Annotated in this window: 31 protein-coding genes; 29 read left to right on the top strand and 2 right to left on the bottom strand. The window is 65.2% G+C overall.

The annotated features are described in order from the left end of the window. The first annotated feature begins 7 nt into the window (after positions 1-7). Positions 8-913 carry a transcriptional regulator gene (locus tag DDF62_RS14235; protein ID WP_116489702.1) on the top strand — a complete coding sequence of 302 codons (906 nt, stop codon included), beginning with the start codon at positions 8-10 and terminating at the stop codon, positions 911-913. A 102-nt stretch (positions 914-1,015) separates the two neighbouring features. Next, a complete protein-coding gene (locus DDF62_RS14230; protein WP_116489701.1) occupies positions 1,016-1,855 on the top strand; it encodes a GIN domain-containing protein in 840 nt (279 codons plus the stop codon). Between the two features lie 191 nt (positions 1,856-2,046). Here the strand turns inward: DDF62_RS14230 and DDF62_RS14225 are convergent, their stop codons facing one another. Then, the gene (locus DDF62_RS14225; protein ID WP_116489700.1) at positions 2,047-2,802 is read right to left on the bottom strand and encodes a hypothetical protein; all 756 of its coding nucleotides are present in this window, start codon (positions 2,800-2,802) and stop codon (positions 2,047-2,049) included. 625 nt (positions 2,803-3,427) lie between these two features. Here DDF62_RS14225 and rpsJ point away from each other — a divergent pair. The 27 genes from rpsJ (at position 3,428) to rplQ (ending at position 17,896) form a co-directional block, all read left to right on the top strand. Then, on the top strand, positions 3,428-3,736 hold the full coding sequence (rpsJ, locus tag DDF62_RS14220) for a 30S ribosomal protein S10 (RefSeq protein WP_004616952.1): 309 nt from the start codon (positions 3,428-3,430) through the stop codon (positions 3,734-3,736). Positions 3,737-3,750: 14 nt separating this feature from the next. Next, entirely contained in the window at positions 3,751-4,515 is a 765-nt protein-coding gene (gene rplC, locus DDF62_RS14215) for a 50S ribosomal protein L3 (RefSeq protein WP_116489699.1), read from the top strand. Then, entirely contained in the window at positions 4,515-5,153 is a 639-nt protein-coding gene (gene rplD, locus DDF62_RS14210; RefSeq protein WP_116489698.1) for a 50S ribosomal protein L4, read from the top strand. The genes rplC and rplD overlap by 1 nt, the downstream gene beginning before the upstream one ends. Beyond that, complete coding sequence (locus tag DDF62_RS14205; RefSeq protein ID WP_116489697.1) at positions 5,153-5,449, top strand: 50S ribosomal protein L23; 297 nt, start codon at positions 5,153-5,155, stop codon at positions 5,447-5,449. Before rplD ends, DDF62_RS14205 begins: the two co-directional genes overlap by 1 nt. 3 nt (positions 5,450-5,452) lie before the next feature. Beyond that, the gene (rplB, locus tag DDF62_RS14200; protein ID WP_058348434.1) at positions 5,453-6,289 is read left to right on the top strand and encodes a 50S ribosomal protein L2; all 837 of its coding nucleotides are present in this window, start codon (positions 5,453-5,455) and stop codon (positions 6,287-6,289) included. Positions 6,290-6,292: 3 nt separating this feature from the next. Next, on the top strand, positions 6,293-6,571 hold the full coding sequence (rpsS, locus tag DDF62_RS14195; RefSeq protein ID WP_012285669.1) for a 30S ribosomal protein S19: 279 nt from the start codon (positions 6,293-6,295) through the stop codon (positions 6,569-6,571). Positions 6,572-6,573: 2 nt separating this feature from the next. Further along, positions 6,574-6,954: a 50S ribosomal protein L22 gene (gene rplV / locus DDF62_RS14190; protein WP_116489696.1), complete on the top strand. Its 381-nt coding sequence runs from the start codon at positions 6,574-6,576 to the stop codon at positions 6,952-6,954. Continuing rightward, positions 6,954-7,703, top strand: coding sequence for a 30S ribosomal protein S3 (gene rpsC, locus DDF62_RS14185; protein ID WP_058348436.1), 750 nt, complete (start codon positions 6,954-6,956; stop codon positions 7,701-7,703). Before rplV ends, rpsC begins: the two co-directional genes overlap by 1 nt. 12 nt (positions 7,704-7,715) lie before the next feature. Beyond that, positions 7,716-8,147 carry a 50S ribosomal protein L16 gene (rplP, locus tag DDF62_RS14180; protein ID WP_058348437.1) on the top strand — a complete coding sequence of 144 codons (432 nt, stop codon included), beginning with the start codon at positions 7,716-7,718 and terminating at the stop codon, positions 8,145-8,147. Positions 8,148-8,152: 5 nt separating this feature from the next. Beyond that, positions 8,153-8,344, top strand: a complete 192-nt coding sequence (rpmC, locus tag DDF62_RS14175; RefSeq protein ID WP_101715812.1) for a 50S ribosomal protein L29 — start codon at positions 8,153-8,155, stop codon at positions 8,342-8,344. A gap of 10 nt (positions 8,345-8,354) precedes the next feature. Beyond that, positions 8,355-8,594 (top strand): 30S ribosomal protein S17, encoded by a 240-nt coding sequence (gene rpsQ / locus DDF62_RS14170; protein WP_101715813.1) that lies wholly within the window; start codon positions 8,355-8,357, stop codon positions 8,592-8,594. 18 nt (positions 8,595-8,612) lie between these two features. Continuing rightward, a complete protein-coding gene (rplN, locus tag DDF62_RS14165) occupies positions 8,613-8,981 on the top strand; it encodes a 50S ribosomal protein L14 (RefSeq protein WP_058348440.1) in 369 nt (122 codons plus the stop codon). After that, positions 8,981-9,295, top strand: a complete 315-nt coding sequence (gene rplX / locus DDF62_RS14160; protein WP_101715814.1) for a 50S ribosomal protein L24 — start codon at positions 8,981-8,983, stop codon at positions 9,293-9,295. Before rplN ends, rplX begins: the two co-directional genes overlap by 1 nt. Beyond that, positions 9,288-9,845 (top strand): 50S ribosomal protein L5, encoded by a 558-nt coding sequence (rplE, locus tag DDF62_RS14155; RefSeq protein ID WP_101719242.1) that lies wholly within the window; start codon positions 9,288-9,290, stop codon positions 9,843-9,845. Before rplX ends, rplE begins: the two co-directional genes overlap by 8 nt. Before the next feature lie 23 nt (positions 9,846-9,868). Further along, complete coding sequence (gene rpsN, locus DDF62_RS14150; protein WP_058348443.1) at positions 9,869-10,174, top strand: 30S ribosomal protein S14; 306 nt, start codon at positions 9,869-9,871, stop codon at positions 10,172-10,174. A 10-nt stretch (positions 10,175-10,184) separates the two neighbouring features. Beyond that, positions 10,185-10,583, top strand: a complete 399-nt coding sequence (gene rpsH / locus DDF62_RS14145; protein WP_058348444.1) for a 30S ribosomal protein S8 — start codon at positions 10,185-10,187, stop codon at positions 10,581-10,583. A gap of 18 nt (positions 10,584-10,601) precedes the next feature. Further along, positions 10,602-11,135: a 50S ribosomal protein L6 gene (gene rplF / locus DDF62_RS14140; protein ID WP_116489695.1), complete on the top strand. Its 534-nt coding sequence runs from the start codon at positions 10,602-10,604 to the stop codon at positions 11,133-11,135. Positions 11,136-11,138: 3 nt separating this feature from the next. Continuing rightward, positions 11,139-11,489, top strand: a complete 351-nt coding sequence (gene rplR, locus DDF62_RS14135) for a 50S ribosomal protein L18 (RefSeq protein WP_058348446.1) — start codon at positions 11,139-11,141, stop codon at positions 11,487-11,489. 10 nt (positions 11,490-11,499) lie between these two features. Then, positions 11,500-12,105 (top strand): 30S ribosomal protein S5, encoded by a 606-nt coding sequence (gene rpsE / locus DDF62_RS14130; RefSeq protein WP_058348447.1) that lies wholly within the window; start codon positions 11,500-11,502, stop codon positions 12,103-12,105. Between the two features lie 3 nt (positions 12,106-12,108). Then, positions 12,109-12,294 carry a 50S ribosomal protein L30 gene (gene rpmD, locus DDF62_RS14125; protein ID WP_058348448.1) on the top strand — a complete coding sequence of 62 codons (186 nt, stop codon included), beginning with the start codon at positions 12,109-12,111 and terminating at the stop codon, positions 12,292-12,294. A 130-nt stretch (positions 12,295-12,424) separates the two neighbouring features. Then, positions 12,425-12,910 (top strand): 50S ribosomal protein L15, encoded by a 486-nt coding sequence (rplO, locus tag DDF62_RS14120; RefSeq protein ID WP_116489694.1) that lies wholly within the window; start codon positions 12,425-12,427, stop codon positions 12,908-12,910. Between the two features lie 296 nt (positions 12,911-13,206). After that, positions 13,207-14,565: a preprotein translocase subunit SecY gene (secY, locus tag DDF62_RS14115; protein WP_116489693.1), complete on the top strand. Its 1,359-nt coding sequence runs from the start codon at positions 13,207-13,209 to the stop codon at positions 14,563-14,565. A gap of 123 nt (positions 14,566-14,688) precedes the next feature. Next, the gene (locus DDF62_RS14110) at positions 14,689-15,258 is read left to right on the top strand and encodes an adenylate kinase (protein ID WP_116489692.1); all 570 of its coding nucleotides are present in this window, start codon (positions 14,689-14,691) and stop codon (positions 15,256-15,258) included. 172 nt (positions 15,259-15,430) lie between these two features. Continuing rightward, complete coding sequence (rpsM, locus tag DDF62_RS14105) at positions 15,431-15,799, top strand: 30S ribosomal protein S13 (protein WP_058348452.1); 369 nt, start codon at positions 15,431-15,433, stop codon at positions 15,797-15,799. 13 nt (positions 15,800-15,812) lie between these two features. Beyond that, positions 15,813-16,202 carry a 30S ribosomal protein S11 gene (gene rpsK, locus DDF62_RS14100; protein ID WP_058348453.1) on the top strand — a complete coding sequence of 130 codons (390 nt, stop codon included), beginning with the start codon at positions 15,813-15,815 and terminating at the stop codon, positions 16,200-16,202. Between the two features lie 73 nt (positions 16,203-16,275). Beyond that, a complete protein-coding gene (locus tag DDF62_RS14095; protein ID WP_101719247.1) occupies positions 16,276-17,292 on the top strand; it encodes a DNA-directed RNA polymerase subunit alpha in 1,017 nt (338 codons plus the stop codon). A gap of 190 nt (positions 17,293-17,482) precedes the next feature. Continuing rightward, positions 17,483-17,896: a 50S ribosomal protein L17 gene (rplQ, locus tag DDF62_RS14090; RefSeq protein WP_101715823.1), complete on the top strand. Its 414-nt coding sequence runs from the start codon at positions 17,483-17,485 to the stop codon at positions 17,894-17,896. Between the two features lie 204 nt (positions 17,897-18,100). Here the strand turns inward: rplQ and DDF62_RS14080 are convergent, their stop codons facing one another. After that, on the bottom strand, positions 18,101-18,715 hold the full coding sequence (locus DDF62_RS14080) for a hypothetical protein (RefSeq protein ID WP_133244925.1): 615 nt from the start codon (positions 18,713-18,715) through the stop codon (positions 18,101-18,103). Positions 18,716-18,756: the final 41 nt, after the last annotated feature.

Genomic DNA, 18,756 nt, shown 5'->3' with positions numbered 1-18,756 from the left:
AAGGCCTATGACCCGTCTCGTCGCGCCCTGGTCGGGGGACCAGATCCAGGACTTCCGCAAGGCCCCGATCACCTTCCGCCACAACCTCGCCGAAACGGGCCTGTTCGACGACGACGCCCTGGCGCGCCTGCTCGACGCCTATCCGGCCGAGCTCTACGACATCAACCTGTTCGACTTCGACGCCGAGGGGCAGGCGACCATGCGCACCGGCGCGCGCGGGCGGTTGCCGGGGCGCGAGGTGCTGGAAGGCGTCAAGCAGGGCCGCATCTGGGTGCAGCTGCGCCGGGCCGAGGCCTGGTATCCGGCCCTGACCCCACTGATGAAGCAGGCCTTCGAGGAGATCGCGGGCGAGGCGAGGGGCTTTTCGCCTGTCCAGCTGAACGGCCAGCTGATCATGTCGGCCCCGGGCGCCAAGGTGCCGTTCCACGCCGACGCGCCGGGCGTCATCCTGTTCCACCTGCGCGGCCGCAAGCGGATCTGGATCTATCCGGTCGACGAGGCGCACATGCCCCAGCAGGGCATGGAGAACATCATGCTCAAGCAGCAGACCGAGGACCTGCCGTATCACCGCGACATGGACGCGGCCGCGGCGGTGTTCGACCTGGAACCGGGCATGGCCGCCAGCTGGCCGCTGCACGCGCCGCACCGGATCGAGAACCTCGGCACCTTCAACGTCTCGCTGTCGGTGGACTATCAGACCTGGGGCTCGCGCCTGACCAACGGCGCCCACTTCGCCAACGGCGTGCTGCGCCGCTGGGGCCTGCCCGTGGCGGCCATGGACAAGACGCCGATGGCGGCGCGTGCGGGCCTGTGGGCCGCCTCGCTGGGCCTCAAGCGGCTGGGCCTGGTCGAAGACAGGATCAAGGGGTTCGAGCGCAGCTTCGAGATCGGCGACGCCCAGAAGGCGGCCTGACGCGGTTCGTGACAACAGCGTCATGACCTCGAATTAAGTCGTGCGGCGCGGCCTCGCCGACTAGCGTTCCCTCAACGCAAAGCCATCCGAGGGGACTTAAAGATGCGCGCAATCATCAGCCTGGCCGCCGGCGCGGCCGTTGTCGCCCTGGCCGGCGCGGCCGCCGCCGAGCCGACGGTCAAGATCAAGGACGCCGTCGCCCGCGTCACCATCATTCCCGAAGCCCGCAGCGACGTGAAGGTCGAGTTCCTGACCACCAACGGCGGCCTGCCGCTGGAAGTGCGCAAGGTCGGCGGCCAGACGATCATCGACGGCAACCTGCGCCTCAAGCGCATCCAGAGCTGCAACAGCCGGGGCGAGGGCTCGGCGGTCCGGGTCCGCGATCTCGGCGAGGTGCAGTGGAAGGACATCCCGCAGGTGGCCATCCGCGTGCCGATGAACGTCTCGGTCGGCGCCTCGGGCGCGGTCTATGGCAGCGTCGGTCGCAGCGACAGCGTCGAGCTGGCCAACGCCGGCTGCGGGGATTGGACCATCGCCAACACCCGGGGCAAGCTCGAGATCAGCCTGGCCGGCTCGGGCGACACCAAGGCTGGAAGCGCCGCCAAGGCCGAGATCAACCTGGCCGGCGCGGGCGACATCAGCCTGCAGGACGTGTCGGACCTGGAGGTGTCGATCGCCGGCTCGGGCGACGTGAAGGCCGCGGCGCTGCGCGGCGGCGATCTCGACGTCAGCATCGCCGGTTCGGGCGGTGTGAAGATCACCGGCGGCCGGGCCCGCGACATCGACGTCAGCATCATGGGTTCGGGCGACGTGAACTTCGGCGGCGAGGCCGACCGGGTGTCGCTGTCGGTGGCCGGCTCGGGCGACATCCGCGTGGCCAAGGTCAACGGCTCGGTCAAGAAGTCGGCCGTGGGCTCTGGCAACATCTATATCGGCCAGTAAGCCCAGCGAACCGGAGCGCCGTTCGGCGCACATCGGTACATATATATATAAAGAGAACGCCCCCGGAGCTTTCGCTTCGGGGGCGTCTTGCTTTTCGTCGGAACCCGCCCGGGTAGGAGGGGGAGGGCGGGTCCCTTGAAACGCTGCCCGTGATCTTCCGGTGGGCGCCGGAAGATCACGAAGCTTCCGGCTTAGCGGACCAGGAAGCCGAACAGGTCGCTGCCGGTGGCCAGGTCGGCGCCGGCGGCGTTGCGGGCCTTCAGGCTGCCGCCGAAGGTGTAGCGCAGGCCAACCTTCACGGCGTCCGACTTCAGGTCGGCCAGGTCATCGGCTTCGCTGTGGGTGTACTTGGCGAAGGTCGACCAGCCGGTGTTGGCGAACTTGTATTCGCCACCGACGTTGATGTCCCAGATGTCGGCGTCGACGAGGCCGTCAACGTTCGACCAGCCAAGGCCGGCGTCCAGACGGAAGTCGTCCGACACGAAGTAGTTGGCGCCGGCGCGGACGGTCCACAGGTCGGCGTCCAGGTCGTTCGACTGACCGTAGGCGGCGAGACCCGTCAGGGTCACGTTGCCGAGGTACTTCTGGGCTTCGCCACCGACGGCCCACAGGGTGTCGTTCGACGGGCGCGACAGGGCGGTGAAGCCGCCGATGCGCAGGCCGTTGCCGACGACGGTCGTGGCGTGCACGGCGCCGGTGGCGACGGTGCGTTGCGAGACGTCGCTGTCGGCGATCGAGACGTCGGCGGCGCCGGTGATCGTCCACGAACCGGTCGGGATGGCGACCGAGCCGTCGATGACGACCGAGGTGCCGTCGGCGTCGCCGGCGCGGGTGTCGATGTTGTTGTAGTCAACGGCGGCGCCGACCGAACCGATGTTCTGGGCGAAAGCGGGAGCCGAGACGGCGACGGCCAGCACGGCGGCGGCGGCGAACAGTTGGGTCTTCATAGTGGGTAATCCCCTTACTCATGTGGTCTCGACGGCGGTCGGTCGTTTTGGGGAGGGCCTCCCTACCGTCGAGCGGGGCGGATCTATGAAGGTTCGATGACGGCCGCAAGGCTCTGTCAGACCGTTCGGGGCGTTATGGTGCGCAAATACTACACTTGCAGGAACGAATTGAGTTTCTATACGCGCGGGTCGCGCACAAAGATTGTGTGTATGGGGCTCAAGTCGGTGAACATTGCTTTTTGTTCAGCCGCGTTTTGGCCATAAGTGTTAAGCCGTCGTGCTCGGGGCGGCGGCTTTACGTCTTGTTAAACAAGCCGTCGCGAAAGCCCGTCGGGACCGCTTGACGAAACCGATTCAGGCACGTAAAAGCGCCCCTCTGTTGGACCGGCTGTGAGCTCTAGGGCTCAAACGCGGTTCGCAAGCGACCCGTAACCAGGCGTCCTTCTCATCCAGAGGAGGGTTCTCCTCGGAGGACGGCGTGGTTGCGGATCACCGGCCCTCGCAAGCGATTGCGCGGGCCAATTTGTTTTGCGGACGCTGCGTTCGGACGTCTCGAAAGAGGAGTCCGGGTTGGTCTTTGAAATGGTTCGAGACGCGGGCGCAGCCCACTAGGAAACCGAGCGATATGGATCGTCAGAACATCCGCATCCGGCTCAAGGCCTTCGATCACCGCGTGTTGGATCATTCCACGCGCGAGATCGTGAACACGGCCAAGCGCACGGGTGCGACGGTGCGGGGCCCCATCCCCCTGCCCACGCTTATCGAAAAATTCACCGTCAACCGTTCGCCGCACGTCGACAAGAAGTCGCGCGAGCAGTTCGAGATCCGTACGCACAAGCGCGTCCTCGACATCGTTGACCCGACTCCGCAGACCGTGGACGCGCTGATGAAGCTCGACCTGTCGGCCGGCGTTGACGTCGAAATCAAGCTGTAAGGAGGGCCGAACTGATGACTCTCCCCGCTAACCGCACCGGCCTGATCGCCAAGAAGCTCGGCATGACCCGCTTCTTCGACGACGCCGGTCAGCACGTGCCGGTCACCGTCCTGTCGCTCGACGGTTGCCAGGTCGTGGCTCAGCGCACCGTCGAGAAGGACGGTTACACCGCCCTGCAACTCGGCGCCGGCGCCAAGAAGCCCAAGAACACCTCGAAGGCCGAGCGCGGCCACTTCGGCAAGAACTCGGTCGAGCCCAAGCGGGTCGTCGCCGAATTCCGCGTCGACGAAGCCGCTCTGATCGAAGTGGGCGCGGAATTCACCGCCGACCACTACGTCGCCGGCCAGAAGGTCGACATCCAGGGCGTCACCGTCGGTAAGGGTTTCGCCGGCGCCATGAAGCGCTGGAACTTCGGTGGTCTTCGCGCCACCCACGGTGTCTCGGTCTCGCACCGTTCGCACGGTTCGACCGGTAACCGCCAGGATCCGGGCCGTACGTTCCCGGGCAAGAAGATGGCTGGTCACCTCGGTCAAGAAACCGTCACCACCCTCAACGTCACCGTCTGGAAGGTCGACGTCGAGCGCGGCCTGATCCTGGTCAAGGGCGCCGTCCCGGGCCACGAAGGCAGCTACGTGAAGATCCGCGACGCCGTGAAGAAGGCCGCTCCGGCCGATCTGCCGCGTCCGGGCGCCTTCCGTAAGGCTGGCGAAGCCGCTCCGGCTGCTGAAACCCCCGCTGAAGAGGCCCCCGCGGCGACGACCGAAGAGGGCGAAGGCTAATGAAACTCGACGTCATCAAACTTGACGGCGGCAAGGCCGGCTCCCTGGATCTCGACGACGCCATCTTCGGCATCGAAGACATCCGCGGCGACATCCTGCAGCGCGTCGTCACCTGGCAGCTGGCCAAGCGCCGCTCGGGCAACCACAAGATTCAGGTCCGCAACGAGGTCTCTCGTACGGGCAAGAAGATGTACAAGCAGAAGGGCACCGGCGGCGCTCGTCACGGCTCGCGTCGTGCGGCTCAGTTCGTCGGCGGCGCCAAGGCCCACGGCCCGGTCGTCCGCAGCCACGCTTTCGACCTGCCGAAGAAGATCCGGGCCCTGGCTCTGCGCCATGCCCTGTCCTCGAAGGCCAAGGCCGGTTCGCTGGTCGTGCTCGACAGCGCCGTTCTGACCGAAGCCAAGACGGCCGCCCTGCGCGCCAACTTCGACAAGATCGGTCTGAAGAACGCGCTGGTCATCGCTGGTCCGGAAGTGGACGCGAACTTCAAGCTCGCCGCCCGCAACATTCCGAACGTGGACGTGCTGCCGAACGCCGGCCTGAACGTCTACGACGTGCTGCGTCGCCACACCCTGGTCCTGACCAAGGACGCGGTGGAAGCGATCTCGGCTCGTTTCGCTGAGAAGGAAGCCGCGTAATGGCCGCTACCGCCCGCCACTACGACACGATCCTGTCGCCGGTGATCACCGAAAAGACGACCCTGCTCAGCGAGCAGAACAAGGTTGTCTTCAAGGTGGCCGCCGATGCGTCGAAGGACGAAATCGCCGCCGCAGTCGAAGAGCTGTTCAAGGTCAAGGTCACCAAGGTCAACACCCTGGTCACCAAGGGCAAGACCAAGCGCTTCCGTGGCATCGTCGGTCGCCGCACCGACGTCAAGAAAGCGATCGTGACCCTGGCCGAAGGCCAGTCGATCGACATCACGACGGGGCTCTAAGACATGGCCTTGAAGCACTTTAACCCGACCAGCCCCGGCCAGCGCGGCCTGGTGCTGATCGATCGCAGCGAACTCCACAAGGGTCGCCCGGAAAAGAAGCTCGTCGAGGGCCTCTCCAAGTCGGGCGGTCGTGGCGGCAACGGCCGTATCGCCGTTCGCTTCCGCGGCGGCGGCGCCAAGCGCCTCTACCGTCTGGTGGACTTCAAGCGTCGTAAGCAAGGCACGGCCACGGTCGTTCGCCTCGAGTACGATCCCAACCGCACCGCGTTCATCGCCCTGATCAAGTATCAGGACGGCGAGCTGGCCTACATTCTGGCCCCGCAACGCCTCAAGGCCGGCGACGAAGTCGTCACCGCCGAAAAGGTCGACGTGAAGCCGGGCAACGCCTCGCCGCTGCGCACGCTGCCGATCGGCACGATCATCCACAACGTCGAGCTGAAGCCCGCCAAGGGCGGCCAGATCGCCCGTTCGGCTGGCGCCTACGCCCAGCTGGTCGGTCGTGACGCCGGCTACGCCCAGATCCGCCTGAACTCGGGCGAGCTGCGCATGGTCCTCGACACGTGCATGGCCACCGTCGGCGCGGTCTCGAACCCCGACCACATGAACGAAAACCTCGGCAAGGCCGGTCGTGTTCGTCACATGGGTCGTCGCCCGCACGTCCGCGGCGTCGCCATGAACCCGGTCGACCACCCCCACGGTGGTGGTGAAGGCCGCACCTCGGGCGGTCGCCACCCGGTGACCCCGGCTGGTAAGCCGACCAAGGGCGCCAAGACCCGCGTCAACAAGGCCACGGACAAGTTCATCATCCGTTCGCGCCACAAAGCGAAGAAGGGCCGCTAAGCCATGACCCGCTCCGTCTGGAAAGGCCCGTTTGTCGACGGGTACCTCCTGAAGAAGGCCGACGCCGCTCTCGCGTCGGGCCGCAAGGACGTCATCAAGACCTGGTCGCGTCGTTCGACCATCATGCCGCAGTTCGTCGGCCTGGTGTTCGGCGTGCACAACGGCCAGAAGCACGTCCCGGTCTCCGTGTCGGAAGACATGGTCGGCATGAAGTTCGGCGAGTTCGCTCCCACGCGTAACTTCCCGGGCCACGCCGCCGACAAGAAGGCCAAGAGGAAGTAATCATGGCCAAGCAAAAGCAAGCTCGCCGCCTTGAAGGCGTTGAGGCGATGGCTAAGGTGCGCACCCTGCGCACCAGCCCGCGCAAGCTGAACCTGGTCGCTCAGTCCATCCGTGGCCTGAACGTCCAGCGCGCTCTGAACGAGCTCGAATTCAGCCACAAGCGCATCGCCCAAGACGTCCGCAAGGCGCTGTACTCGGCGATTTCGAACGCCGAGAACAACCACAACCTCGACATCGACTCCCTGGTCGTCGCCGAGGCCTATGTGGGCAAGAACCTGGTGATGAAGCGCTTTTCGCCCCGCGCCCGCGGTCGTGCGACGCGCGTGGAAAAGCCGTTCTCCGAGATCACGATCGTGGTCCGCGAACTGGGTGAGGCCGCCTAATGGGTCAGAAAGTCAATCCGGTCGGGCTGCGGCTCGGCGTGAACCGCACCTGGGACAGCCGTTGGTTCTCCGACGGCGACCAGTACGGCAAGATGCTGCACCAGGACCTGGCCATCCGCGCCGCCCTGAAGAAGCGCCTGTACCAAGCTGGCGTCTCGCGCATCATCATCGAGCGTCCGCACAAGAAGTGCCGCATCACGATCTATGCCGCTCGTCCGGGCGTCATCATCGGCAAGAAGGGCGCTGACATCGAGAAGCTCCGCAAGGACCTCTCGGTGATGACCGAAGGCGAAGTCCACCTGAACATCGTCGAGATCCGCAAGCCGGAAACCGACGCTCAGCTGGTCGCCGAGTCCATCGCTCAGCAACTCGAGCGCCGGATCGCCTTCCGTCGTGCGATGAAGCGTTCGATCCAGTCGGCCGTGCGTCTCGGCGCCAAGGGCGTCCGGATCAACGTCTCGGGCCGCCTCGGCGGCGCCGAAATCGCCCGCATGGAGTGGTACCGCGAAGGTCGCGTTCCGCTGCACACCCTGCGCGCGGACATCGACTACGGTTTCGCTGAAGCCAAGACCACCTACGGCATCATCGGCGTGAAGACCTGGATCTTCAAAGGCGAAGTGCTGGAGCATGACCCGATGGCGCTGGACAAGCGTCTCGCTTCCGAATCCGGCCCGGCCGGTGAAGGCGGTGGACGTGAGCGCGGCGATCGCCCGGACCGCGGCGACCGCGGCCGCCGCAATCGGGACTAAGGATAGAGCGCTATGCTGTCACCGAAGAAAACCAAGTTCCGCAAGCAGTTCAAGGGCCGCATCCACGGCGCCTCGAAGGGCGGCACCCTGCTGAACTTCGGCTCCTACGGCCTCAAGGCCGTTGAGCCGGAGCGCATCACGGCTCGCCAGATCGAAGCTGCTCGTCGCGCCATTACCCGCCAGATGAAGCGTCAAGGCCGCGTCTGGATCCGTATCTTCCCGGACGTGCCGGTCACCGGCAAGCCGGCCGAAGTCCGGATGGGTAAGGGCAAGGGCGCCGTCGACTACTGGGCCGCTCGCGTGGCCCCCGGCCGCATCATGTTCGAAATCGACGGCGTGCCGGACGATATCGCGCGTGAAGCGCTGCGCCTCGGCGCGGCCAAGCTGCCGATCCGCACTCGTGTGGTCACCCGCCTCGACGCGGGCGTGGCCGTGGAGGCTTGAGGCTCATGAAGATCGCCGACATCCGGGGCCTGACCCCCGATCAACTCGCCGAAACCCTGATCAACCTGAAGAAAGAGCAGTTCAACCTGCGCTTCCAGGCCGCCACGGGTCAGGTCGAGAAGACCCACCGCGTGAACGAAATCCGCAAGGATATCGCGCGGATCAAGACCGTGCTGCGCGCCAAGGCCGCGGCGTAAGGAGAACGATATGCCCAAGCGTATCCTCGAAGGGGTCGTCGTCTCCGATAAGGGTGACAAGACCGTTGTGGTGAAGGTGGAACGCACCATCGTTCACCCCCTTCTGAAGAAGATCGTGCGCCGCTCTAAGAAGTACCACGCGCACGACGAAGCCAATGTGTACAAGACGGGCGAAACCATTCGCATCGTCGAGTGCGCTCCGAAGTCCAAGCTGAAGACCTGGGAAGTGCTTCCCAAGGCTTCGGCCTAAGTCTGGAAGGTCTAAACCATGATCCAGATGCAAACTAACCTGGACGTCGCCGACAACTCTGGCGCTCGCCGGGTCATGTGCATCAAGGTGTTGGGCGGCGCAGGCCGTCGCTACGCCAGCGTTGGCGACGTCATCGTCGTCTCCGTGAAGGAAGCCATCCCGCGCGGTCGCGTGAAGAAGGGTGACGTTCTGCGCGCCGTCGTGGTTCGCGTGAACCAAGGCCTGAAGCGCAAAGACGGTTCGATGATCCGCTTCGACAAGAACGCGGCCGTCATCGTCAACAAGCAGAGCGAGCCGGTCGGCACGCGGATCTTCGGCCCGGTTCCCCGTGAACTGCGCGCCAAGAACCACATGAAGATCATCTCCCTCGCGCCGGAGGTGCTGTAATGGCTGCTAAGATCAAGAAGGGCGACCGCGTCGTCGTTCTGGCCGGTAAGGACAAGGGCAAGCAAGGCGCTGTGACCCAAGTCCTGCCGAAGGAAAACCGGGTTGTCGTGGAGGGCGTGAACATGGTCGCCCGCCACACCAAGCCGACCCAAGCCGACCCCCAGGGCGGCATCAAGCACAAGGAAGCCGCGCTGCACGTCTCGAACGTCGCCGTCGTGGATTCCAACGGCAAGGCCACCCGCGTCGGCTTCAAGATCGAAGGCGACAAGAAGGTGCGCGTCGCCAAGACGACCGGCGAGGTGATCAATGGCTGATCAAGCTTACGAGCCCCGGCTGAAGACCGTCTACCGCGAGCGCATCCGCGCCGCGCTGAAGGAGCAGTTCGGCTACACCAACGAGATGCAGATCCCCAAGCTGGACAAGATCGTCCTGAACATGGGTATCGGCGAGGCGGTGGCCGACTCCAAGAAGGCTCAGCTGGCCCTGAAGGAACTGGAAGCGATCGCCGGCCAAAAGCCCGTCGCGACCCGCGCCCGCAAGTCCATCGCCGGCTTCAAGCTGCGCGAAGGCATGGTGGTCGGCGCGAAGGTCACCCTTCGCAAGGACCGGATGTTTGAATTCCTCGACCGCCTGGTCACGATCGCGCTGCCGCGCGTGAAGGACTTCCGTGGTCTGAACGGCAAGAGCTTCGACGGCCGTGGCAACTACGCCATGGGCCTGAAGGAGCACCTGGTGTTCCCGGAAATCAACTATGACCAGATCGAACAGATCTGGGGCATGGACATCATCGTCTGCACCACTGCGAAGTCCGACCAGGAAGCCAAGGCTCTCCTGAAGGAATTCCAGTTCCCGTTCGTCAACTAAGAGAGCGGGAAGGGAAAGAAACCATGGCCAAGAAAAGCGCCGTCAACCGCAACGAAGCCGTCAAGGCTCTCGTCAAGCAATACGCCGAAAAGCGCGCCGCGCTGAAGGCGATCGCCAACGACGAGACCCTGCCGCTCGAGGAACGCTTCGAGGCTCGCCTCAAGCTGGCGAAGCTGCCCCGCAGCAGCTCGCCGATCCGCATCCGCAACCGCTGCGAAGTCACGGGCCGTCCGCGCGCCTATTACCGCAAGCTTAAGATGAGCCGTGTGGCCCTTCGCGAACTCGGTTCGCAAGGCCTGATCCCCGGCCTCGTCAAGTCGAGCTGGTGAGGACGATCAGATGTCGATGAACGACCCCCTGAGCGACATGATCGCTCGCATCAAGAACGCCGCCCTGCGCAAGCGCAACAAGGTCTCGACGCCGGCTTCCAAGCTGCGCGCCCGCGTCCTCGACGTGCTGGCCGACGAGGGCTACATCCGCGGCTACTCGCTGGTCGAGAAGCCCGGCGCGTTCCCCGAATTCGAGATCGAGCTCAAGTACTTCGACGGTGAGCCCGTGATCGCCGAGATCAGCCGCGTGTCCAAGCCTGGCCGTCGCGTCTATTCGTCGATCAAGGACCTCAAGCCGATCAAGAACGGCCTGGGCATCTCGATCCTGTCGACGCCGAAGGGCGTCATGTCGGACACCGCCGCGCGCGACGCTAACGTCGGCGGCGAAGTCCTCTGCCGCGTCTACTAGGCGCGGGAGGGAAAGAGCATGTCACGTATCGGTAAGAAAGCCGTCGCAATCCCCTCGGGCGTGCAAGTCACGCTCGCGGGTCAGACGGTCACGGTAAAGGGCCCGAAGGGTCAGCTGTCGTGGACGATCGCCGACGAAGTCGAAGTCAAGCAAGAGGGCTCCGAGCTCCTGCTGACTCCGCGCGTCGACACGAAGCGCGCCAAGGGCATGTGGGGTCTGTCCCGCACGCTGGTGGCCAACATGGTGCACGGTGTCACCACCGGCTTCGAGGAAAACCTCGAGCTGGTCGGCGTCGGTTACCGCGCCGCCATGAAGGGCACCGCCCTCAGCCTCCAACTCGGTTTCAGCCACGATGTGGACGTTGAGGCTCCGGCCGGCGTCACCTTCGCTGTGCCGAAGCAAACCGAAATCAAGATCGCCGGCATCGACAAGCAGGCGGTCGGCGAGATTGCCGCGAAGATTCGTCGCATTCGTCCGCCTGAGCCCTACAAGGGCAAGGGCGTGCGCTATGCTGGCGAGAAGGTTCGCCGCAAGGAAGGCAAGAAGAAGTAAGCCATGGCGCTCTCTCCTCGTGAATCGGCGGCCAAGCGCGCTCAGCGCAACCGGACCCGCCTCAAGTCGCTGGCCAACGGCCGTCCGCGTCTGTCGGTCTTCCGCTCGTCCAAGAACATCTACGCCCAGGTCATCGATGATGAACGCGGCGTGACCCTGGCGTCGGCTTCCACCCTGGAAGCCGAAGGCAAGGGCGCGGATAAGGACGCTGCGGCCGCCGTCGGCAAGCTCGTCGCCGAGCGCGCGATCGAAAAAGGCGTCAAGGACGTCGTCTTCGATCGTGGCGGCTACATCTTCCACGGACGGGTGAAAGCCCTGGCCGACGCCGCGCGCGAAGCCGGCCTGAACTTCTAAGGGAAACACAATGGCTCGTGGTGACCAACAGCGCGGTGAAGGCGGTCAACGCCGTGACCGTCGCGACCGCAACGCCCCCGAAGAGCGGGTCGACAGCGACATCGTCGAAAAGCTCGTCCACATCAACCGCGTCGCCGCCACCGTTAAGGGCGGCCGTCGCTTCAGCTTCGCCGCTCTGATGGTCGTTGGCGACCAAAAGGGCCGCGTCGGCTTCGGTCATGGCAAGGCGCGTGAAGTGCCGGAAGCCATCCGCAAGGCGACCGAAGAAGCCAAGAAGACCATGATCCGCGTCCCGCTCCGCGAGTCGCGCACCCTGCACCACGACGGCGCTGGCCGTTGGGGCGCCGGTAAGGTCATGATGCGCGCTGCCCCTCCCGGCACGGGCGTCATCGCCGGTGGTCCGATGCGCGCGGTTCTCGAAACCCTGGGCGTCCAGGACGTCGTGGCCAAGTCGACGGGTTCCTCGAACCCGTACAACATGGTGCGCGCCACGTTCGAAGCCCTGAAGGTGCAGTCGTCGCCCCGCCAGATCGCCGCCAAGCGCGGCAAGAAGGTTGGCGACATCCTCGGCCGTCGCGCCGACGGCGCTTCGTCGCCGGAAGCCATCGAGGGCTAAGTCATGGCTGAAGCTAAGCAAGTCACGGTCCGCCAAACGGGCAGCCCGATCCGTCGTGAAAAGGACCAGCGCGCCACGCTCGCCGGTCTGGGTCTCAACAAGCTGGGCCGCGTGTCCACGCTCGAAGACACCCCGTCGGTCCGCGGCATGATCCGCAAGGTCGCGCACCTGCTGGAAATCGTCGAGTAAGTCTGTTACACGACGACCCAAGATCGCCACCCCGGTGAAAGCCGGGGTGGTTTTCGTTTGAAGAAACCGCCCGAAAGGGCAGCCGAGTCCGGCCATCTGGCCGGGCGCAGATCTCCAAGGAGAGGCACATATGACCAAGCTGAACGAACTGGCTCCGGCTCCCGGCTCCACCAAGGGCCGCATGCGCGTCGGCCGCGGCCCGGGCTCGGGCAAGGGCAAGACCGCCGGTCGCGGTGTGAAGGGCCAGAAGGCGCGCTCGGGCGTCGCCATCAACGGCTTCGAAGGCGGCCAGATGCCGCTGCACATGCGCATGCCGAAGCGCGGCTTCAACAACCCCTTCCGCCTTGAGTTCGCCGAAGTGAACCTGTGGCGCCTGGAACAAGCCGTCGAAGCCGGCAAGCTGAAGGCTGGCGCTGAAGTCTCGGTCGCCGACCTGGTCGCCGCCGGCGTCATCCGTCGCGAGCTCGACGGCGTGAAGCTGCTGGGCAAGGGCGAAATCAAGTCGGCCCTGAAGCTGACCGTCTACTCGGCCACCGAAGCCGCCATCAAGGCCGTCGAGGCCGCCGGTGGTTCGGTCACCGTGACCAAGAAGGCCAAGGCGCAAGCCGAAGCCTAAGACCACAGAGTCATCCCGGGCCGTCTCGCCAGATCGTCCTGGCTGACGGCGCGGGAGCCGGGCGGGGTAGGGGCCTTTGCGCACCAGCCCGTCATAAAGCCCCATCGGGATGACGTTCTTTCGAGGCTCGCCGTGACATCACGGCGAGCCTCACCTATGTGTGGCTCCGCACTGGGGCCTACGCCCAGCGATCGGCGATTCCGCCGGCGCTTCGGCCAGGCCCCGTACAATACTTGGAGCGCGCTCCGCCTCGTCGCCTTCGACGATCCGGCCGCGCTCTCGTCGTGGGGAATTGAATGGCCTCGGCCGCCGAACAGCTCGCAGCCAATATGAACTTCGGGTCCTTCCAGAAGGCCACCGAACTTCACAAGCGCATCTGGTTTACGCTTATCGCCCTGGTGGTGTTCCGCCTGGGCACCTACGTGCCGATCCCGGGCATCAACCCGGACGCCTTCGCCAGCGCCTTCGCCGGCCAGTCGAAGGGCATCCTGGGCATGTTCAACATGTTCTCGGGCGGCGCCGTCGAGCGGATGGCCATCTTCTCGCTGAACGTGATGCCCTACATCAGCGCCTCGATCATCGTGCAGCTGATGGGTTCGGTGTATCCGCCGTGGGAAAAGCTGAAGAAGGAAGGCGGCGAAGCCGGCCGCAAGACCCTCAACCAGTACACTCGCTATCTGGCCGTCATCCTGGCCCTGGTGCAGTCGTTCTCGATCGCCGTCGGCCTGCAGAGCCAGCCGAACCTGGTCTATTCCGAGCTGCCGGGCTGGTTCTTCGTGCTGTCGACCGTCGTCTCGCTGACCGGCGGCACCCTGTTCCTGATGTGGCTGGGCGAGCAGATCACCAGCCGCGGCGTGGGCAACGGCGTGTCCTTGATCATCTTCGCCGGCATCGTCGCGGCCCTGCCGCGCGGTCTTGGCCAGCTGTTCGTGACCGCCCAGAACACCGGCAACTACTTCCCGCTGATGGTGATCTTCGTGCTCGCCGTGGCGGTGATCTTCGCCATCGTGTTCATGGAGCGCTCGCAGCGCCGCCTGCTGGTGCACTATCCCAAGCGCCAGCAAGGCAACCGCATGGTCGGCGGCGACAGCTCGTTCCTGCCGCTGAAGATCAACACCGCGGGCGTCATCCCGCCGATCTTCGCTTCCAGCTTGCTGCTTCTGCCGACGACCGCCATGCAGTTCCTGAACCCGGCCAACCTGCCGGGCTGGGCCCAGTGGCTGCCGCCCGTGGTCGGCGCCATGCAGCATGGCCAGCCGCTGTTCATGGCCAGCTACGCCGGCCTGATCATCTTCTTCTCGTTCTTCTACACCTCGGTGGTGTTCAATCCGGACGAGACGGCCGAGAACCTGCGCAAGTACGGCGGCTTCCTGCCGGGCATCCGTCCGGGCAAGCGCACGGCCGAGTACCTCGACTACGTGCTTACCCGCCTGACGGTGATCGGCGCGGCTTACATCACCGCCGTCTGTCTTTTCCCGGAAATCCTGATGGGCGCTCTTGGCAACAAGAACTTCGCCCTGGGCGGCACCTCGATCCTGATCGTCGTGACCGTGACCATGGACACCGTGGCGCAGATCCAGTCCCACCTGCTGGCGCACCAGTACGAGGGCCTGATCAAGAAGTCGAAGTTGCGCGGCGGCCGCGGCGGTCGCTGACGCAAGCGTGAAACCACCCGGAAGCCGGATTGTCACAATCCGGCTTCCGTTTTCTTTGAACGCATTCTAGGTCTGCCCTCGGTGAGGGGCGTCAGACCCTGGGAAACGCGTGAAGGGGCTTTTATGAACTTGATCCTGTTTGGCCCTCCCGGGGCGGGCAAGGGCACCCAGGCCAAGCGGCTGGTCGAGCAACGCGGCATGGTCCAGCTCTCGACCGGCGACATGCTGCGCGCCGCCATCGCCTCGGGCTCGGAGCTCGGGCAGAAGGTCAAGGGCGTGCTGGATCGCGGCGACCTGGTCACCGACGAAATCGTCATCGCCCTCATCGAGGAGCGCCTGCCCGAGGCCGAGGCCGCCGGCGGCGCCATCTTCGACGGCTTCCCGCGCACCGTGGCCCAGGCCCAGGCGCTGGACGTGATGCTGGCCAAGCGCGGCCAGAAGATCGACTCCGTCGTGCGACTCGAAGTAGACGAGCCGGCCTTGATCGAGCGGATCACCAAGCGATACGCGGAGCAGGGGCGGTCGGACGACAACCCCGAGACCTTCGTGAACCGTCTGGCCCGCTACAACGCCGACACCGCGCCGCTGCTCCCGTACTATCGCGAGCAGGGCAAGCTGGTGGAAGTGGACGGCATGGGGGCGGTGGAAGCCGTCGCCGCCTCGATCGACGCGACCCTCGCGGTCGTGGCGTAAGTTTTAATGGAATCCGTCCTCATGACGGATTCCGCCATTGACGGATGCGCAACGATCCCTATAACGGGGCGCTTCCGCGAAAGGGCGCGATCTGTGCGCGTCGGTCTGGGTCTTCGGATCGGGCCGAGCGCGCCGTTCGCGTCTTTGGTGCGTGACTAGGAGAACATTAGACGTGGCCCGTATCGCAGGCGTCAACATCCCGACGAACAAGCGCGTTGTCATCGCGCTTCAGTACATTCACGGCATCGGCCCGAAGTCCGCTCGTGACATCGTCACGACGGTGGGCATCGAAGACGCCCGTCGCGTCAATCAATTGACCGACGCGGAAGTCCTTCAGATCCGTGAGACGATCGACCGTGATTTCACCGTGGAAGGCGACCTGCGTCGCGAAAACTCGATGAACATCAAGCGTCTGATGGACCTGGCCTGCTACCGCGGCCTGCGTCACCGCAAGGGCCTGCCGGTCCGCGGCCAGCGCACCCACACGAACGCTCGTACCCGCAAGGGTCCGGCCAAGCCGATCGCCGGCAAGAAGAAGTAAGGTAGCCTGACCGATGGCCAAGGAACCGGGTCGCGTTAAAAAGCGCGAACGCAAGAACATCACCTCGGGCGTGGCGCACGTGAACGCCTCGTTCAACAACACCATGATCACCATCACGGACGCTCAGGGGAACACCATCTCCTGGTCGAGCGCCGGCATGATGGGCTTCAAGGGCTCGCGCAAGTCGACCCCGTACGCCGCTCAGATGGCCGCCGAAGACGCGGGCAAGAAGGCTGCGGAACACGGCGTGAAGACCCTGGAAGTCAACGTTTCGGGTCCGGGTTCGGGTCGTGAATCGGCCCTGCGCGCCCTGCAGGCCGTTGGCATGACCATCACGACGATCCGCGACGTCACGCCGATCCCGCACAACGGCTGCCGTCCGCCCAAGCGCCGTCGCGTCTAGTATTTTTTAGATCCAATTCTCCTTCGCCGGCTGCGTCAAACGCGGCCGGCGAGTCGCGTTCAAGGGACACCACGTGATCGAAAGAAACTGGAACGAGCTGATCCGTCCTGAGAAGCCGCAGATCGAAACCGGCGCCGACGCGACCCGCAAGGCTCGCATCGTCGCTGAACCGCTCGAGCGTGGTTTCGGTGTGACGCTCGGCAACGCCCTGCGTCGCGTTCTCCTCTCGTCGCTGCAAGGCGCCGCCGTCACCGCCATCCAGATCGATGGCGTGGTGCACGAATTCTCCTCGCTCGAGGGCGTTCGTGAAGACGTCGTCGACATCGTTCTGAATATCAAGCAACTCGCCGTGCGCATGCACGCCGAGGGCCCCAAGCGCATGACCCTGCGCGCCTCGGGCGCTGGTCCGGTCACCGCTGGCCAGATCGAAACCCCGGCCGACATCGAAATCCTGAACCCCGACCACGTGCTCTGCACGCTGGACGAGGGCGGTTCGGTGCGCATGGAATTCACGGTCAACACCGGCAAGGGCTACGTCCCCGCCGACCAGAACCGTCCGGAAGACGCGCCGATCGGCCTGATCGCCGTCGACGCCCTGTACTCGCCGGTCAAGCGCGTGGCCTACAAGGTCGAGCCGACCCGCGAAGGCCAGCGCCTGGACCGTGACAAGCTGACCCTGGAAGTCGAGACCAACGGCGCCGTCACCCCGGTGGACGCCGTGGCCTACGCCGCTCGCATCCTGCAAGACCAGCTGCAGATCTTCATCACCTTCGAAGAGCCCAAGGCCAAGGCCGCGGACGAAACGAAGCCCGAGCTGCCGTTCAACCCGGCCCTGCTCAAGAAGGTCGACGAGCTGGAACTGTCGGTCCGTTCGGCCAACTGCCTGAAGAACGACAACATCGTCTACATCGGCGACCTGATCCAGAAGACCGAAGCCGAGATGCTCCGCACCCCGAACTTCGGCCGCAAGTCGCTGAACGAGATCAAGGAAGTTCTCGCCGGCATGGGCCTGCACCTCGGCATGGACGTGCCGAACTGGCCGCCGGAAAACATCGAAGACCTGGCCAAGAAGTTCGACGACCAGATCTAAGACGACTATCGCGCTGAATCCGGGCCGCCTTCCGTTCCTTCGGGACCGGAGGGCGGCCTGGGCCTTTTGAAGCCGCCTAGCGGTGGAGGGCCCCGGCGCTTCGTTCTGACCCGGCCGGGAAGCGAGCTGGGACTGGTGACAACAGGCGCTTCTTTCGCGCCGCTCGGGCCAAGAGCCCAGGAGATACAAAATGCGTCACGGTTACGCCCACCGCAAACTCGGCCGCACCTCGGCTCACCGCACCGCCATGTTCGCCAACATGTCGGCCTCGCTGATCAAGCACGAGCAGATCGTCACCACCCTGCCGAAGGCCAAGGAACTGCGTCCGATCGTCGAAAAGCTGGTCACCCTGGCCAAGCGCGGCGACCTGCACGCTCGTCGTCAGGCCATCAGCTCGGTCCGCGACGTCGAACAAGTCGGCAAGCTCTTCGCCGTCCTCGGCCCGCGCTACAAGGACCGTCAGGGCGGCTACATCCGCGTTCTGAAGGCCGGCTTCCGCTACGGCGACAACGCCCCGATGGCCGTGATCGAGTTCGTCGATCGCGACGTCTCGGAAAAGGGCAAGGACTCGGGTCCGGTCTACGCCAACGAAGCCGAAGACTGATCTTCAGCCCAGGCTGAAACGAGAAGGCCCCGGAGCGATCCGGGGCCTTTTTGCTGTTCGGAGTACGACCCCTCTCTCTTTGAGAGAGGAAGGGGCCCGTGGCGAAGCCATGAGAGGTTACGAGGTTGGACGATGTGCCGGAGCTCCGTCTGACGCCGTAACGCCTCACCCCGGCCCTCTCCCTCTGGGAGAGGGAGCATGCAATCATCGACTGACGATGATCCCGTCGAACTCGGGCAGCGCCAGCTTCAGCTTATCGCGTGCGAAAGCGCTGGACGTAAGCGGGCCATGCACCTTGCCCGGGCCGTCGGGCTGGGCCTCGACGTAGAAGAACAGCGGCGTCTCGTCGGGCAGGTCTCGGCGGGCGATGACGACGTAGCGGTCGTCGCCGCCATACTGGTCGATACGCGGCCCAAGCACCGTGTCGCAGGTCAGGGCGTCACGCTCCCAGCACAGCCGCAGGGCCTCGCCACGAGCGTCGGAGGACAGGCGGTAGCGGCCCGCGACGACCTCGTAGGTCCCCTGGAAGTCGAGCCAGCCCACGCCGCCCGCGCCGCGCACGTAGCGGACGTCGCGCTCGACCCATTTGCCTTGCAGCCGCACCTTCTCGCGGCACAGCGCGACGTCGGCGATGGAGGTCATCCGGCAGGCGGCGGGCTTGCGCTCGGTGGGGGAGGCGGCGGGCGTCGGCGCCGGCAGCCTGCGCGCCTCGGCCAGGGCCGCCTCGCGGGCGAGGGCGGCCTTCTCGATGGTCGCCTGCTGCTCGGGCGAGAGCATGAAGTCCGGCTGGGCGGCGCAGGCGGCGCTGGCAAAGGCCATGAAGGCCGCCGCCCACGAAAGCCGGGCGGCGGGGAGGAAAA

It is taken from the genome of Caulobacter radicis (assembly GCF_003094615.1).
GTDB lineage: Bacteria > Pseudomonadota > Alphaproteobacteria > Caulobacterales > Caulobacteraceae > Caulobacter > Caulobacter radicis.
Note: the sequence above shows the minus strand (reverse complement) of the source record. Positions and strands in the feature narration are given on the sequence as shown.